Origin of the sequence: Pseudomonas sp. DL, assembly GCF_047199225.1 — a bacterium.
Classification (GTDB): Bacteria; Pseudomonadota; Gammaproteobacteria; order Pseudomonadales; family Pseudomonadaceae; genus Pseudomonas; species Pseudomonas aeruginosa.
Genome location: NZ_CP178323.1, coordinates 249,536 through 264,410 on the forward strand (window position 1 = coordinate 249,536; position 14,875 = coordinate 264,410).

Genomic DNA, 14,875 nt, shown 5'->3' on the forward strand with positions numbered 1-14,875 from the left:
ACAGCATGACTGCCCCTGTTCACCAGTACAGCAACGAAGAACGCCGCAAGCGCATCTTCGCCATCGTCGGCGCCTCCTCCGGCAACCTCGTGGAATGGTTCGACTTCTACGTCTACGCCTTCTGCGCGATCTACTTCGCACCGGCCTTCTTCCCCTCCGACAACCCCACGGTGCAGTTGCTGAACACCGCCGGGGTCTTCGCCGCCGGCTTCCTCATGCGCCCCATCGGCGGCTGGATGTTCGGCCGCATCGCCGACAAGCACGGGCGCAAGACCGCCATGCTGATCTCGGTGGTGATGATGTGCGCCGGCTCCCTGGCGATCGCCTGCATGCCCACCTACGCCAGCATCGGCACCCTGGCGCCGGCCCTGCTGTTGCTGGCGCGGATGTTCCAGGGCCTGTCGGTGGGCGGCGAGTACGGCACCAGTGCGACCTACATGAGCGAGGTGGCGCTCAAGGGCCAGCGCGGCTTCTTCGCCTCGTTCCAGTACGTCACCCTGATCGGCGGACAGTTGCTGGCGGTGCTGGTGGTGGTGATCCTGCAGCAGTTGCTGAGCGAAGACGAACTGCGCGCCTGGGGCTGGCGGATTCCCTTCGTGATCGGCGCGATCACCGCGGTGATCGCCCTCTGGCTGCGGCGCTCGCTGAACGAGACCGCTTCGAAGTCGACCCTGGAGCGCAAGGAATCCGGCACCTTCGCCGAGCTGTTCAAGCACAAGCGGGCCTTCTTCACCGTGCTCGGCTTCACCGCCGGCGGCTCGCTGATCTTCTACACCTTCACCACCTACATGCAGAAGTACCTGGTCAACACCGCCGGGATGAGCGCCAAGACCGCCAGCGCGGTGATGACCTTCGCCCTGCTGGCGTACATGCTGATGCAACCGCTGTTCGGCATGCTTTCCGATCGCATCGGGCGCAAGACCTCGATGCTCTGGTTCGGCACCCTGGGCACGCTCTGCACCCTGCCGATCCTGCTCGCGCTGAAGACCGTGAGCAGTCCCTACATGGCCTTCTTCCTGATCATCCTGGCGCTGGCCATCGTCAGCCTGTACACCTCCATCAGCGGCCTGATCAAGGCCGAGATGTTCCCGCCGGAGGTGCGCGCCCTCGGCGTCGGAGTGTCCTACGCGGTGGGCAACGCGATCTTCGGCGGCTCGGCCGAGTACGTCGCCCTGGGGCTGAAGTCGGTAGGGATGGAGAACGTCTTCTACTGGTATGTTTCAGCCATGTGCCTGCTGGCGCTGCTGGTCTGCGTGAGCCTGCCGGACCTGCGCAAGGTCAGCTACCTGAACGACGAGCCCTGACGGGCCGGGAAAAGGAAAACCGATGAGCGACGTACCCGCCAACCAGTTGTTCGATGCCTATTTCACGGCGGCGCCGATGCGCGCGGTGTTCTCCGACCGCGGCCGCCTGCAAGGCATGCTCGACTTCGAGGCCGCCCTGGCCCGCGCCGAGGCGCGCACCGGGGTGGTTCCCGCGACGGCGGTGGCGCCGATCGAGGCGGCCTGCCGCGCCGAACTGTACGACCCGCTGGCGCTGGCCGAGGCGGTCGCCACTGCCGGCAACTCGGCGATCCCGCTGGTCAAGGCGCTGGGCCGCCAGGTGGCGGCTGGCGACGCCGAGGCCGAGCGCTACGTGCATCTCGGCGCCACCAGCCAGGACGCCATGGACAGCGGCCTGGTGCTGCAACTGCGCCGTGCGCTGGCCTTGCTCGAGCAGGATCTGCAACGTCTTGCCGAGGTCCTGGCGGACCAGGCCGAACGGCATGCCGACACGCCGCTGGCCGGGCGCACCTGGTTGCAGCACGCCACCCCGGTGACCCTGGGCATGAAGCTCGCCGGCCTGCTCGGTGCCTTGACCCGGCACCGCCAGCGCCTGCGCGAGTTGCGCCCGCGCCTGCTGGTGCTGCAATTCGGCGGCGCCTCGGGGACGCTCGCCGCGCTCGGCGAACAGGCCCTGCCGGTGGCCGCGGCGCTGGCCGAGGAGCTGGGCCTGGCTTTGCCCGAACAACCCTGGCACACCCAGCGCGACCGCCTGGTGGAATTCGCCAGCGTGCTCGGCCTGGTGGCCGGTAGCCTCGGCAAGTTCGGTCGCGATGTCAGCCTGCTGATGCAGACCGAGGCCGGCGAGGTCTTCGAGCCGGCCGGCGCCGGGCGCGGCGGTTCCTCGACCATGCCGCACAAGCGCAACCCGGTGAGCAGCGCGGTGCTGATCGCCGCCGCCACCCGTGCGCCGGGGCTGGTCTCGACCCTGTTCGCGGCGATGCCGCAGGAACACGAGCGCAGCCTCGGTCTCTGGCACGCCGAGTGGGAAACCCTGCCGGAACTCTGTTGCCTGGTTGCCGGCGCGCTGCAACAGGCGATCGGCCTGCTCGAAGGCCTGGAGGTGGACGCCCAGCGGATGCGCCGCAACCTTGGCCTGACCCACGGCCTGGTGCTCGCCGAGGCGGTGAGCATCGCCCTGGCCCGCCGTATCGGCCGCGAAGCCGCGCACCATCTGGTGGAACAGTGCTGCCGCCGCGCCGTCGAGCAGCGCCGCGAGTTGCGCGCGGTGCTCGGCGAAGAGGCGCGGGTGAGCGCCGAGTTGTCCGGCGACGAACTGGACCGCCTGCTCGATCCCGCCCATTACCTCGGCCAGGCCCGCGCCTGGGTCGAGCGCGCGCTCGCCGAACACCATGCCCTGGGCTTCGAACCCCATCCCGCCTGACTGGAGATCCCTTCGTGCCAACCGTACGCCTCGCCGACGGCGACCTGAACTACTCCCTGGAAGGACCGGCCGGCGCGCCGGTCCTGCTGTTGTCAAACTCGCTGGGCACCGACCTGGGCATGTGGGACACGCAGATCCCCGCACTCACCGCCCATTTCCGCGTGCTGCGCTACGACACCCGCGGCCACGGCGCCTCGCTGGTCACCCCCGGACCGTACGCCATCGGCCAGCTCGGCGCCGACGTGCTTGCCCTGCTCGATGCCCTCGAGCTGCCGCGCGTGCATTTCTGCGGGCTGTCCATGGGCGGCCTGATCGGCCAGTGGCTGGGCATCCACGCCGGCGAGCGGCTCGGCCGGCTGGTGCTGTGCAACACCGCGGCGAAGATTGCCAGCGACGAGGTCTGGAACACCCGCATCGATACCGTCCTGAAAGGCGGCGAGCAGGCCATGCGTGACCTGCGCGACGCCTCGGTGGCGCGCTGGTTCACCGCGGGCTTCGCCGAGCGCGAGCCGGCGCAGGTCGAGCGCATCGTCGCGATGCTCGCGGCCACCTCGCCGCAGGGCTACGCGGCCAACTGCGCTGCGGTACGCGACGCCGATTTCCGCGAGCAGCTCGGGCTGGTCCAGGCGCCGACGCTGATCGTCGCCGGCAGCCACGATGCCGTGACCACTCCGGACAACGCCCGCTTCATGCAGGCGCGCATCGCCGACGCGCAGTTGGTCGAGTTCGCCGCCGCGCACCTGTCCAACGTCGAAGCGGGCGACGCCTTCAGCCGCCGCCTGGTCGATTTCCTGCTGTCCGCCTGAGGAGCCGCCGATGGACGAGAAACAACGCTACGAAGCCGGCATGCAAGTGCGCCGCGCGGTGCTCGGCGACGCCCATGTCGAGCGCAGCCTGGCCAACCTGACGCCGTTCAACGAAGAGTTCCAGGAAATGATCACCCGCCACGCCTGGGGCGACATATGGACCCGTCCGGGGCTGCCGCGACACACCCGCAGCCTGGTCACCATCGCCATGCTGATCGGCATGAACCGCAACGAGGAACTCAAGCTGCATCTGCGCGCGGCGAAGAACAACGGGGTGAGCCGCGACGAGATCAAGGAAGTGATCATGCAGAGCGCCATCTACTGCGGTATTCCCGCGGCCAACGCGACCTTCCACCTGGCCGAATCGGTGTGGGACGAGCTTGGCGTGGAGTCGCAGCAGGCGTCCCGGTAGGTCGCCGGCGGCGCTAGCGGTAGGGCGAATGGCGTCGCAGGCGTTATCCGCCGATACCCCGAGGGCCAACGGCGGTTATCCGTCCTGCGCGTGGGTCGGCAAGGCGGCGCTTCCCCTTGCCAATCGCCGGCGTTTCCCGGAAGGTCGACAGCTCCGTCATCCCTTCGGTCCGCCATGAGCCGCAAGCTGCATATCCACGCGCCCGCGATCCACTACTTCGACATGGTTCGCCGCTGCCATTCGATCCGCGAAGCCGCGCGGCGCCTGAACGTCGCCTCGTCGGCGGTGAACCGGCAGATCCTCAAGCTGGAGGACGAGATCGGTGCGCCGCTGTTCGACCGCCTGCCCGGCGGCCTGCGCCTGACCGGAGCCGGGGAGATCTTCGCGCGCCACGTCACCGTGGTCCTGCAGGACATGGAGCGCGTGCGTTCCGAACTGGACGCGCTGCAAGGCCTGCGCACCGGCCATGTGGAGATCGCCACCATCGAAGCGGTGACCAGCGACCTGCTGCCCTGCGTGCTCAAGGCGATGCGCGAACGCTACCCGGACATCACCGTCGGCGTCACCCTGCTCGGTTCCCAGGCGATACCCGAGGCGGTGAGCAGTGGCGCGGTCGACCTCGGCCTGGCCTTCGCCCTGCCGCGCAGCGCCGACCTGCAACAGGTCAGCGTCGGCCATTTCCGCCTCGGTGCCATCGTCTCCCCGCAGCACCCGTTGGCGCGACACCAGGCCATCGCCTTCGCCGATTGCGTCGAACATGGCCTGATCATGGCCAAGAGCGAGCTGTCCATCCATCACCTGCTGGCGCCGCTCCAGCGCCGTTTGCGCGAACCGCGCCGGGCGGTGCTGGAGAGCAGCTCCCTGGAGCTGTCGCGACAACTGGCGCGGCGCGGGCTCGGCGTCGCCTTCCAGACCCGCCTGGGGATCGAGGCCGACATCGCCCAGGGCGAGCTGCGTTTCCTGCCGCTGAAAGACAATGGCGGCATCCACAGCGACCTCGGCCTCTACGTGCGCACCGGCCGTTACCTGCCGGTGGCGGTGGACGCCCTGGCCCGGCAGATCGCCGAGGAAGTGCGCCTGCGCGAGCGCGAGGAAGCGCGCCTGAACGAGGCCTGAGCGGCGCTCGCGCCGATGCCAGACGGCTTGCCCGAGCTTGCCCGTCCGCTGATGCCGTTTCGGCATCGGCATGTTCGATATTCTGTTCTTTGGTCAGCGCGGCGAAGTGCCGATACTGCCCCGCGACCCCGGCGCGAAACCGGGGGCTGAGTCGCCACAAGAACAACAAGCAACCAGCAGGACACACAGCATGAAGAAGATGATGCAGGGCGCCGTCGCCCTGATCGCGCTCGTCGGCGCCGGGGAGAGCATGGCGCTGGAATGGATGAGCAACAGCGTCGGTTTCCGTTACGGCCAGCAATTCACCAACCCGAACAACCCGGACAAGTTCGCCAAGCGCATCTACAGCTTCACCCACGCCGACGGCTATCGCTACGGCAGCAATTTCTTCAATCTCGATGTGTTCCTTTCCGACAACCGCGACCCGCGCAAGGGCACCGACCATGGTGGCAGCGAAGTCTATGCGGTCTACCGCCACCAGCTCTACGCTTCGCGGGTGTTCGACCGGCCGCTGGGCACCGGCCTGGTCAAGGACTACGCCTTCACCCTGGGCTTCGACGCCAGCCGCAACAACAACCTGGCTTCGGCCAAGAAGCGCGCCCTGGTGTTCGGCCCGACCCTCAAGTTCAACGGTCCCGGCGTGCTCGACCTGAGCCTGCTCTACTACCGCGAGAAGAACCACTTCGGCGTGCCCGGCGCGCGCCATCCCGACCACACCTTCGACACCACCTACATGCTCAACCTGACCTGGATGCGGCCGTTCAAGGTCGGCAACCATGCGGCGAAGTTCCAGGGCTTCGTCAACTACGTGGGAGAGAAGGGCGAGGACTACAACGACAAGGACACCGCGGCGGAAACCCTGGTCCGCACCGCCCTGATGGTCGCCGCCCTGCCAGGCGACAAGCGCCAGCCGAACCTGTGGCTCGGCGTCGGCTACGAGTATTGGCACAACAAGTTCGGCGTCGACGGTGGCACCGGCAGCCGCACCTCGACGCCGACGTTGAATATGGAATTCACCTTCTGAAGCGAAGCGCCGTCGCCCTACGCGATGCCGCCAACCCTGGGGTGGGGCGGATAACGCCACCGGCGTTATCCGCCGATACACCGAAGCCCGGCGGCGGATAACCGCGAGCGGTTATACGCCCTACGCGATGCCGACCCCTGGAGTAGGGCGGATAACGCCACCGGCGTTATCCGCCGATACACCGAAGCCCGACGGCGGATAACCGCAAGCGGTTATGCGTCCTACGCGATGGGGCAGTTTCACCCCGCATCCGCGTGACTGACCAACCCCTTCAGCAGCACCGCGGCGGTGGCCAGTGCAGCCGGCAGCACCAGGGCGGTCAGCACCTGTTCGAAGTTCCAGCCCAGGCCCAGCAGGGTGGCGCCGATCCAGGCGCCGAGGATGGCGCCGAAGCGGCCGATACCGAGCATCCAGGAGACCCCCGTGGCCCGCCCCTGGGTCGGATAGAAGCGGGCCGCCAGCGACGGCATCGCCGACTGCGCGCCGTTGATGCACATGCCGGCCAGCAGCACCAGGGTCGCCAGCAGGGTGACCTGGCCGAGGCTCTGGCCGACGCACCAGGCGAACACCCCCGCCAGCAGGTAGAACAGGCCGATCACCTTGTGCGGGTTGAAGCGATCCATCGCCCAGCCCACCGCTACGGCGCTGAGCACCCCGCCGAACTGGAACAGCGCGCCGATGAACGCCGCCTGCTCCAGGCTCGCGCCGCTATCGCGCATCAGGGTCGGCAGCCAGCTGGTGAGCAGGTAGACGATCACCAGGCCCATGAAGTAGGTCAGCCAGAGCAGCAGGGTGCCGGCGCTGTAGGTACCGGAAAAGATCACCGCGAACACGTTGCGGGCCTGCACCGTCTGCTGCTCGGGGACGTGGAAACTCCGTGCCAGCGCCACCTGCGCCGGGGCGATGGGGGCCAGCACCTGGCGTACCCGCTCGCTGCCGCGGTTGCGCACCACCAGGTAGCGCGCCGATTCCGGCAGGCGGAACAGCAGGACTACCGCCAGGACCAGCGGTAGCAGGCCGCCGAGCAGCAGCAGGCTGTGCCAGCCGAACAGCGGGATCAGCTTCGCCGAGACGAATCCGCCGCAGGCCATGCCCAGGTTGAAGCCACAGAACATGCTGGTTACCAGCAGCGACTTGAGGCGCTCGGGGGTGTATTCGGAAAGCAGGGTGGTGGCGTTGGGCATCGCCGCGCCGAGGCCGAGGCCGGTGAGGAAGCGCAGCGCCAGCAGTTGCTCGACGTTGGTGCTGTAGGCCGAGGCCAGGCTGAACAGGCCGAAGAGGAAGACCGCCGCGACCAATACCAGCTTGCGTCCGTAGCGGTCGGCCAGCGGTCCGGAACCGAGGGCGCCGAAGACCATGCCGATCAGCGCGGCGCTCATCACCGGACCGAGGCTGGCGCGGTCGATGCCCCAGTCCTGGGTCAGCGCCGGAGCGATGAAGCCCATCGCGGCGGTGTCGAGGCCATCGAGGAAGACGATCAGGAAGCACAGCAGGACGATCCGCCATTGGTACGGCGAAAGCGGCTGGGCATTGATGAAGGCTTGCACGTCGAGTCGTTCGACGGCGGGCAGGCTGGGGCTGTTCATGGGACGGGTTCCGCGGCGAGAGTGAGGGCGTGGGACGAGGGTCGGACGCGTGGCTCAGGTGCAGGCGGCGGAAGGCAAGGCGTGCTGCGGCATGTCGGGATTCCCCTGTTGTTTTTGTAGCGGAGGCGCTCGGCCTGCCGGGGTGCAGACACATTACGGAGGGCCATGGGGAGTGGCAATCCGATAATCGTTTATCGGTTCGCTGATCGAACGAAACCCTGTGAAATCTCGACCTTCGCCAGGCTGTGAAAATCCGGAACCAGATTCTAGAATCCTGCCTTTCCTCGACTCAGGAACTCCCCTCCATGGCCGGTAGCCTCATCGAACGCGCCCTCGGCTTGCTCGAACTCCTCGCCAGCGATGCCCGTGGCCTGCCCCTGCAACAACTGGCGGACCGCCTGGATATCCCCAAGAGCGCCGCGCACCGCATGCTCGCCGAGCTGATCCGGCTCGGCTACGTGCGCCAGGACGACGACACCAGCCGCTACCGCCTCAGCACCCGCCTGGCCGCGCTGGGCTTCCGCTTCCTCGCTTCCAGCGGGGTAGTCGACCTGGTCCAGCCGGTGCTCGACGGGCTCGCCCGGGAGACCGGCGAACTGGTGCGCCTGGGGGTGATCGAAGGCGATCGCCAGACCTGGATCGCCAAGTCCCAGGGCGCCACCTCCGGGCTACGCTACGACCCCGACATGGGGCGCGAGGCGCCGCTGTTCTACACCGCATCCGGGCATGCCTGGCTGGCCAGCCTGAGCGACAAGGCGGCGCTGGCGCTGGTGGAGCGCCAGGGCGTAGGGGCGGCGCGGGACTTCGGTCCCAACGCGCCGCGCTCCAGGAGCGAGCTGCTGCGCTACCTGAAGCGCGCCCGCGAGCACGGCTATGCCTGGCAGATCGAATGCTCGGCGCCGGGCATGGCGGCGATGGCCGCACTGGTGCGCCACCCCGAGGACGGACGGGCTCTCGGCGTGCTCAGCGTGGCCGGGCCGAGCGCACGCTTCGGCGAGGCGCGCATGCACGAACTGGCGCCCCTGCTCCTGGCCGCGGCGCAGGACCTGTCCCACGCCAGCCAGGCGTCCGAGCTGTTCCGCTGAGCCATCCGGCCCGGCCCCAGTCCTTTCCCGACATCAGCGTTCGAATAGCGAACGCTTTCTTGCCTGTCACGAGCCCGCATGCGGCGGGCCTTTCCGCACTTCCATGGATGCCCCGGCGGTAGTGCCGTCTCGAAGCGCTCTTGCGCGGGGCCAGCCATTCGTTCAAATAATCTCCCTCGCTAAATCTGGAACGACGTTCTGGAATCTTGAAGCGAACAAGAAAACAACGATTGGGGACCGCCTTGGACGCACCGCTTCGCATCGCCCTCATCGGCGCCGGCAATATGGGCCGCCAGCATTACCACCGCTTGCAGCGAATCGCTGGCGCGCGCCTGTGTGCGGTGGCCGATCCGCAGGGTCAGGCGTTCGCCGCGGACGCCGGCGTGCCCTGGTTCGGCGATCATCGGAGGTTGCTGGAAGAAGCCCGGCCGCAAGCGGCGATCGTCGCCAACCCGAGCAACCTGCATGTCGCCACCGCCCTCGACTGCCTCGCCGCCGGGGTGCCGCTGCTGCTGGAAAAACCGGTCGGCGTGCAGCTCGACGAAGTGAGCGAGCTGGTCGCCGTCGCCCGGCGATCTGGCGTTCCGCTGCTGGTCGGTCACCATCGTCGGCACAATCCGCTGGTCGTGCGGGCGCGCCAATTGATCGCCGAGGGCGCGCTCGGTCGGTTGCTGTCGGTCACCGCGCTCTGGCAGTTGAAGAAGCCCGACAGTTATTTCGAGGTGGCCTGGCGTCGCGAGCCCGGCGCGGGAATGTTGCTGACCAACCTGATCCATGACCTCGACCTGCTCCGCTACCTGTGCGGGGAAGTGCGGGAGGTGCAGGCGCTGGCCGGCAACGCTATCCGTGGCCTGCCCAACGAAGACAACGTCGCGCTGCTCCTGCGCTTCGCCAATGGCGCCCTGGGCAGCCTGACCGGTTGCGACGCTGCGGCGGCGCCCTGGAGCTGGGAGCTGGCCGCCGGGGAGAACCCGGTCTATCCGCGCCAGGCCGACCAACCCTGCTACCTGCTGGCCGGCACCGAGGGTGCCCTGAGCCTGCCCCAGCTCCGCCGCTGGCGCTACGCCGAGGCCCGGCAGGGCTGGCACGACCCGCTGGCGGCCAGCGTGGAGGCCGTGGCGGCAGGCGACCCCCTGCAACGCCAGCTAGAGCACTTCGTCCGGGTCGCGCGGGGCGAGGAAGCGCCATTGATGGATGCCACCGACGCCGCTCGCACCCTGGCGCTGGTCGAGGCGGTTCGCGAGGCCGCGCGCAGTGGCCGGGCCTGCGCGCCGGCCAGTTTCTGAACCGCTGACGATGAGGTAGTGCATGGAATCGAGGATTCTTTCCCTGGCGGCGCTCACCGTGCTCGAGCTGTCGCCCCCGGACATGGTCGAGGCTGCCGCCCGCGCCGGCTACAGTCATGTCGGCCTGCGCCTGGTGCCGGCCACCGTGGAAGAGCACCACTATCCGCTGCTGGCCGATGCCGGCCTGCGCCGGCGGACCCTGGCGCGGCTGCGCGACAGCGGAGTGCGCACGCTGGACGTGGAGATCCTGCGCCTGCGTCCGGACACCCGCGTCGGCGAGTTCGCCGCGGTGCTGGAGGTCGGCGCCGAGTTCGGCGCGCGCTATGTGCTGGTGGCCGGCAACGATGACGACGAGCGGCGCAGCGCGGACAATTTCGCCGCGTTGTGCGACCTGGCGCGGCCGCTCGGCCTCGACCCGCACCTGGAGTTCATGCCCTGGACCGGGATCCGCGACCTGCGGCAGGCCGCGCGGGTGGTCGAGGCGGCGGCGCGGGACAACGCCGGCCTGTTGCTGGACGCCTTCCATTTCGACCGCTCGGCCAGCAGCCTGGAAGACCTGCGGGCGATCCCGCCTGCGCGCCTGGGCTACGCGCAACTCTGCGATGTCGTCGGGCCGCGTCCGACGTCGATGGACGAAATCCTTCGCCAGGCCCGCGAGGAACGGCGTTTCCCTGGCGATGGCGGGCTCGATCTGCTGGCGCTGCTGCGCGCCCTGCCGGAGAACCTGCCGCTGAGCCTGGAGGTGCCCGCGCTGGATCTGCTCGCGCGCGGCGTGGATGGCACGGAGCGGGCGCGGCTGGCGATCGAGCGGACCCGGGCGCTGCTCGCCCGCCTGTAGCGCCACCGCGCAGGCAGGTTGCCCGTTTGCATAATGGAACGGGGTTCTATAGTTTCCAAACGTTGAAGCCGATCGTTTCTTTCCTCGATGGCGGGTACCGTCAGAATAAATAGCCTGCTATCGATTTGCCCTGGTGCCCGGACCCTCTGATGAACGCATCCACCTCCCCGCTGCCCGCCAGCGACCAGACCCTGCGCGGCATCCTGCTGATCTGTGCCGCGGTGTTCCTGTTCGCCAGCCACGACGGGTTGTCCAAGTTCCTTTCCGGTTTCTACCCGATCGTCATGGTGGTCTGGGCCCGCTACCTGGTGCACACCCTGCTGATGGTCGCCGTGTTCGTGCCGCGCAACGGCCTCGCGGTGATCCGCAGCCGCCGTCCGCTCATGCAGTTGGCGCGGGCGCTGTGCCTGATCGGCACCAGCCTGTTCTTCACCACCGGCCTGCGCTACCTGCCCTTGGCCGAGGCGACCGCGGTGAACTTCCTGGCGCCGCTGCTGGTGACCGCGTTATCCGTGCCGTTGCTGAAGGAGAAGGTCAGCCTCGGTCAATGGCTGGCGGTGCTCACCGGCTTCATCGGCGTGCTCTTCATCGTGCGTCCCGGTGGCGCGCTGTTCACCCCGGCGGCATTGTTCCCGCTCGGCTCGGCGCTGTGCTTCGGGCTCTACCAGCTGCTCACGCGGATGCTCGCCAACAGCGACAGCCCGACCACCAGCAACTTCCTCGCCGGCATCTTCAACACGCTCATCATGAGCCTGCTGGTGCCGTTCTTCTGGCAGACCCCAAGTCTTCTCCACGGCCTGATGATGATCGCCCTGGGCGGTTGCGGCATGGGCGGCCACCTGCTGCTGACCCAGGCCTTCCGCCATGCGCCGCCGGCGACCCTGGCGCCGTTCAGCTATGGCCAGATCATCTTCGCCGGCCTGCTCGGCCTGCTGGTGTTCGGCCACGTGCCGGACGCCTGGGCGCTGCTCGGCATCCTCGTCATCTGCGCCAGCGGCCTGGTGGTCGCCTGGCGCCGTGGCCGCTGAACGCAACGGGGTCGGCGCGTAGGCTTCACAACAGGCTCAGCGGATAGCTGACGATCAGCCGGTTCTCGTCGAAGCGGGTATTGCTGCCCCAGTCGCGGCGCTGGCTGGAGTTGCGCCAGCGGACGTTGAGACGCTTGAAGGCGCCGCTCTGCAGCGTGTAGCCCAGCTCGCTCTCGCGTCCCCATTCGCTGCCGTCGTCGGTGACTCCGGCCAGGCGCACATGGTCGCCATGCAGGTAGCGGGTCATGAAGGTCAGGCCGGGTAGGCCGAGGCCAACGAAGTCGAAGTCGTAGCGCAGTTGCCAGGAGCGCTCGCCGGGATTGTCGTAGCTGGCGTTGTAGCTGTCGTTGGCCAGGGTTCCGCCGCTGGTGCCGTTGACCCGCATCCAGCCGTCGTCGCCACTGACCTTCTGCAGGCCGAGATAGAGGGTATGCAGCCCATAGCGCGCGGAGAACAGCGCGGAAACGGTGCGGTTATCGAGCTTGCCGGCGCGCGCGCTGCCAGCGTCGCGGCCACGGAATCCGCCGAGGTTGGCGCCCAGCAGCCAGTCGCCGAGCGGCTGGCTGTGTTGCAGTTGCAGGTACTGTTGGCGGTAGATGTCCTTCAGCTCGGCGTTCCACAGGCCGAGCAGGCTGCGTTCGCCATTGAAGCGATATTCGCCGCCGGCGAAATCGAAGCGGTCGGAAGTGGCGGCTGGCCGGCCGAACAGCGACATGTCCTGCATGCTTGCGTCGTTGCGCGGGCTGTTGCCGCGGAACTGGCCGGCGTAGAGGGTCAGGCCGGCGATCTCGTTGGCGCTGAGCTGGCCGCCGCGGAAGGTCTGCGGCAGCGAGCGGCCATCGTCGGAGCGGAGGATCGGCAGCACCGGCATCCATTCGCCGATCTTCAGTTCGCTGTTCGAGACGCGCAGCTTGCCGGCCACCGCCAGGCGTCCGAAGTCGTCGGCCGGGCGGCCGTCGTCGTGGATCGGCAGCAGTTGGGTGCCGGCCGTTCCCTTGCCGCCATCCAGCTTCAGGCTGTAGAGACCAAGGACATCGAGGCCGAAGCCGACGCTGCCCTGGGTGAAGCCGGAGCGGGCGTCGAGGATGAAGCTCTGCGTCCACTCCTCGGCCTTGCCCTGGCTGGCATCGCCGACGAAGTTGCGGTGCAGGTGGAAATTGCGCGCGGTGAGGCTGGCCTTGGCGTCTTCGAGGAAACCTTGCCCGGCGTGGACGTGCCCGGCATGGACTGGCAGGCCGGCGCCCAGGCAGAGGGAAGCGCAGAGCGCGCGGACGTGGCTCGGGTGCGACATGGGTGTGTCCCTTCGTTCTTGTTCTCTAGGCAGGGAGGTGCCCGGCGAGCGCCGGGCGCTTGGACTCAGGCTTCGATCCGGCGCGGAGCCATGAAGTACAGCCAGGTCAGGGCGATGAAGTACATCGCCGGGATCATGGTGAAGAGCACCGCGTAGTTGTTGTTCGTCGCGGTCAGTACGCCGCCGACGATCTGGGTCATGAACATCCCGCCCAGCGCCGCGCACATGCCGCCGAAGCCGAACACCGTGCTCATCAGGTGCTTGGGCGTGTAGTCCATCACCAGGCTCCAGATGTTCGCCGTCCACGCCTGGTGCGCGCCGACCGCCAGGGCGATGGCCAGCACGGCGATCCACAGGCCGCTGGCGTTGGCGGCGAACACCACGCCGACGATGGTGCAGGCGAACAGCAGCATCGACAGCAGGCGCGCGCGGATCGCCGGCATGCCGCGGCCGATCAGCCAGGACGAAAGGATGCCGCCGCCGACGCTGCCGAAGTCGGCGGTCAACCAGATCAGGATCAGCGGGATGCCCATCTGCGTCACGCTGATGCCCAGGCCGTACTGCTGGTTGAGGAACGGCGGCAGCCAGTAGAGGTAGAACCAGAACACCGGCGCGGTGATCGAGTAGGCCAGGGCGAAGGCCCAGGTGCCGCGGCGGCGGAGAATCTGCGAGAAGGGCACGCGGGTGGCGGGCGGCTCCTCCTGCTGCTGGATGTATTCCAGCTCGCTCTGCTTCACCCGCGGATGCTCCTCGGGGTTGTAGTAGTTGCGCCACCAGAACACCAGCCAGACCAGGCCCAGCGCCGACATGCAGAGGAACGCCGCCTGCCAGCCCCAGACGCCGAGGATCAGCGGCAACAGGGCCGGGGTGACCATCGCGCCGACATTGGTGCCGGCGTTGAAGATGCCGGTGGCCACCGCCCGTTCCCCGGCGGGGAACCACAGGCGGGTGGTCTTCACGCAGGCCGGGTAGTTGGCCGCCTCGGTCAGGCCGAGGATGAAGCGACAGACCATGAAGCCCGCCGCCGAGGTCGCCAGGCCGTGGGCGCCGGTGGCCAGGCTCCAGAGCAGCACGGCGAGGAAGAACGCGCGCTTGACCCCGACCTTGTCGATGAAGCGGCCCTGGAGGATGAAGCCGATGGCGTAGCCGACCTGGAACCAGAAGTTGATGTTGGCGTAGTCCATTGCCGTCCAGCTCATCTTCTCGGCCAGGATCGGCTGCATCACGCCGAGGGCGGCGCGATCGATGTAGTTCAGGGTGGTGGCGAAGAACACCAGGGCGAGCATGCCCCAGCGCGTCCGGCCGACGGCGAAGGCGTTGCGGATCCTGCCGCCGCGGGATTCCCGCGGGGCGTCGGCGGCGAGCAGTCGAGAGCTGGAAGAGTGGATCATTGACGGGGCCATCCTTTCGGCGGCCGGTGCCTGGGCGCCCGGCCTGGATTTGTCGTTCTGGGTTGCACGCGGGCGGGCCAGGGGCCGCGCCGGTGTCAGCGGGCCAGGGGCGGTCGGGCCGGACGAGCGGCCAGCGGACGGGATGGAGGGCGGACGGAGAGGTCGGCGATGGACATGAGCGGGTACCCGATTCTTGAAATTGTTATGTCGCGTGGGTTGCGCAGGTGCCCGGAAAGAAGCGCGGAGCGCTTCCGGCAGATCGGGACGGCCTGCACGGGTGGCAGCGATGGTGCGCGATTGGTCGAA

The 14,875-nt window shown here is 68.3% G+C and carries 13 protein-coding genes; 10 read left to right on the forward strand and 3 right to left on the reverse strand.

Going from position 1 to position 14,875, the window contains the following annotated elements:
- Positions 1-5: 5 nt before the first annotated feature.
- The 6 genes from ACI766_RS01135 (at position 6) to ACI766_RS01160 (ending at position 6,064) form a co-directional block, all read left to right on the forward strand.
- On the forward strand, positions 6-1,304 hold the full coding sequence (locus ACI766_RS01135; protein WP_003101889.1) for an MFS family transporter: 1,299 nt from the start codon (positions 6-8) through the stop codon (positions 1,302-1,304).
- 22 nt (positions 1,305-1,326) lie between these two features.
- The gene (locus ACI766_RS01140) at positions 1,327-2,706 is read left to right on the forward strand and encodes a 3-carboxy-cis,cis-muconate cycloisomerase (protein ID WP_003145060.1); all 1,380 of its coding nucleotides are present in this window, start codon (positions 1,327-1,329) and stop codon (positions 2,704-2,706) included.
- Between the two features lie 14 nt (positions 2,707-2,720).
- A complete protein-coding gene (pcaD, locus tag ACI766_RS01145; protein ID WP_003084070.1) occupies positions 2,721-3,512 on the forward strand; it encodes a 3-oxoadipate enol-lactonase in 792 nt (263 codons plus the stop codon).
- Positions 3,513-3,522: 10 nt separating this feature from the next.
- Positions 3,523-3,924, forward strand: a complete 402-nt coding sequence (gene pcaC, locus ACI766_RS01150; protein ID WP_003084072.1) for a 4-carboxymuconolactone decarboxylase — start codon at positions 3,523-3,525, stop codon at positions 3,922-3,924.
- 174 nt (positions 3,925-4,098) lie between these two features.
- A complete protein-coding gene (locus tag ACI766_RS01155) occupies positions 4,099-5,040 on the forward strand; it encodes a LysR family transcriptional regulator (protein ID WP_003084073.1) in 942 nt (313 codons plus the stop codon).
- A gap of 190 nt (positions 5,041-5,230) precedes the next feature.
- On the forward strand, positions 5,231-6,064 hold the full coding sequence (locus ACI766_RS01160) for a nucleoside-binding protein (RefSeq protein ID WP_087823916.1): 834 nt from the start codon (positions 5,231-5,233) through the stop codon (positions 6,062-6,064).
- A 239-nt stretch (positions 6,065-6,303) separates the two neighbouring features.
- Here the strand turns inward: ACI766_RS01160 and ACI766_RS01165 are convergent, their stop codons facing one another.
- Positions 6,304-7,650, reverse strand: a complete 1,347-nt coding sequence (locus ACI766_RS01165) for a 4-hydroxybenzoate transporter PcaK (RefSeq protein WP_003101875.1) — start codon at positions 7,648-7,650, stop codon at positions 6,304-6,306.
- 305 nt (positions 7,651-7,955) lie between these two features.
- Between ACI766_RS01165 and ACI766_RS01170 the strand changes: the two genes are divergently transcribed.
- The 4 genes from ACI766_RS01170 to ACI766_RS01185 all read left to right on the forward strand — a co-directional run bounded on the left by ACI766_RS01170 (position 7,956) and on the right by ACI766_RS01185 (position 11,887).
- Positions 7,956-8,735 (forward strand): IclR family transcriptional regulator, encoded by a 780-nt coding sequence (locus ACI766_RS01170; RefSeq protein ID WP_003101874.1) that lies wholly within the window; start codon positions 7,956-7,958, stop codon positions 8,733-8,735.
- 242 nt (positions 8,736-8,977) lie between these two features.
- Positions 8,978-10,021, forward strand: a complete 1,044-nt coding sequence (locus ACI766_RS01175) for a Gfo/Idh/MocA family protein (protein ID WP_087823922.1) — start codon at positions 8,978-8,980, stop codon at positions 10,019-10,021.
- A 22-nt stretch (positions 10,022-10,043) separates the two neighbouring features.
- Positions 10,044-10,859, forward strand: coding sequence for a sugar phosphate isomerase/epimerase family protein (locus tag ACI766_RS01180; RefSeq protein ID WP_003101868.1), 816 nt, complete (start codon positions 10,044-10,046; stop codon positions 10,857-10,859).
- Positions 10,860-11,008: 149 nt separating this feature from the next.
- Entirely contained in the window at positions 11,009-11,887 is an 879-nt protein-coding gene (locus tag ACI766_RS01185; protein WP_003101866.1) for a DMT family transporter, read from the forward strand.
- Positions 11,888-11,912: 25 nt separating this feature from the next.
- On the opposite strand, the gene ACI766_RS01190 is transcribed toward ACI766_RS01185, so the two are convergent.
- Positions 11,913-13,178 carry an OprD family porin gene (locus ACI766_RS01190; RefSeq protein WP_003101864.1) on the reverse strand — a complete coding sequence of 422 codons (1,266 nt, stop codon included), beginning with the start codon at positions 13,176-13,178 and terminating at the stop codon, positions 11,913-11,915.
- Positions 13,179-13,243: 65 nt separating this feature from the next.
- Positions 13,244-14,569 carry an MFS transporter gene (locus ACI766_RS01195; RefSeq protein ID WP_003101861.1) on the reverse strand — a complete coding sequence of 442 codons (1,326 nt, stop codon included), beginning with the start codon at positions 14,567-14,569 and terminating at the stop codon, positions 13,244-13,246.
- Between the last annotated feature and the right edge of the window lie 306 nt (positions 14,570-14,875).

Bases quoted from the DNA above. Each gene is read 5' to 3' on its own strand.
- ACI766_RS01170 (WP_003101874.1), top strand. From the start codon at position 7,956: ATGGCCGGTAGCCTCATCGAACGCGCCCTCGGCTTGCTCGAACTCCTC.
- ACI766_RS01140 (WP_003145060.1), top strand. From the start codon at position 1,327: ATGAGCGACGTACCCGCCAACCAGTTGTTCGATGCCTATTTCACGGCG.
- ACI766_RS01160 (WP_087823916.1), top strand. From the start codon at position 5,231: ATGAAGAAGATGATGCAGGGCGCCGTCGCCCTGATCGCGCTCGTCGGC.
- ACI766_RS01195 (WP_003101861.1), bottom strand. From the start codon at position 14,569: ATGATCCACTCTTCCAGCTCTCGACTGCTCGCCGCCGACGCCCCGCGG.
- ACI766_RS01155 (WP_003084073.1), top strand. From the start codon at position 4,099: ATGAGCCGCAAGCTGCATATCCACGCGCCCGCGATCCACTACTTCGAC.
- ACI766_RS01165 (WP_003101875.1), bottom strand. From the start codon at position 7,650: ATGAACAGCCCCAGCCTGCCCGCCGTCGAACGACTCGACGTGCAAGCC.
- ACI766_RS01180 (WP_003101868.1), top strand. From the start codon at position 10,044: ATGGAATCGAGGATTCTTTCCCTGGCGGCGCTCACCGTGCTCGAGCTG.
- ACI766_RS01190 (WP_003101864.1), bottom strand. From the start codon at position 13,178: ATGTCGCACCCGAGCCACGTCCGCGCGCTCTGCGCTTCCCTCTGCCTG.
- ACI766_RS01135 (WP_003101889.1), top strand. From the start codon at position 6: ATGACTGCCCCTGTTCACCAGTACAGCAACGAAGAACGCCGCAAGCGC.
- pcaC (WP_003084072.1), top strand. From the start codon at position 3,523: ATGGACGAGAAACAACGCTACGAAGCCGGCATGCAAGTGCGCCGCGCG.
- ACI766_RS01185 (WP_003101866.1), top strand. From the start codon at position 11,009: ATGAACGCATCCACCTCCCCGCTGCCCGCCAGCGACCAGACCCTGCGC.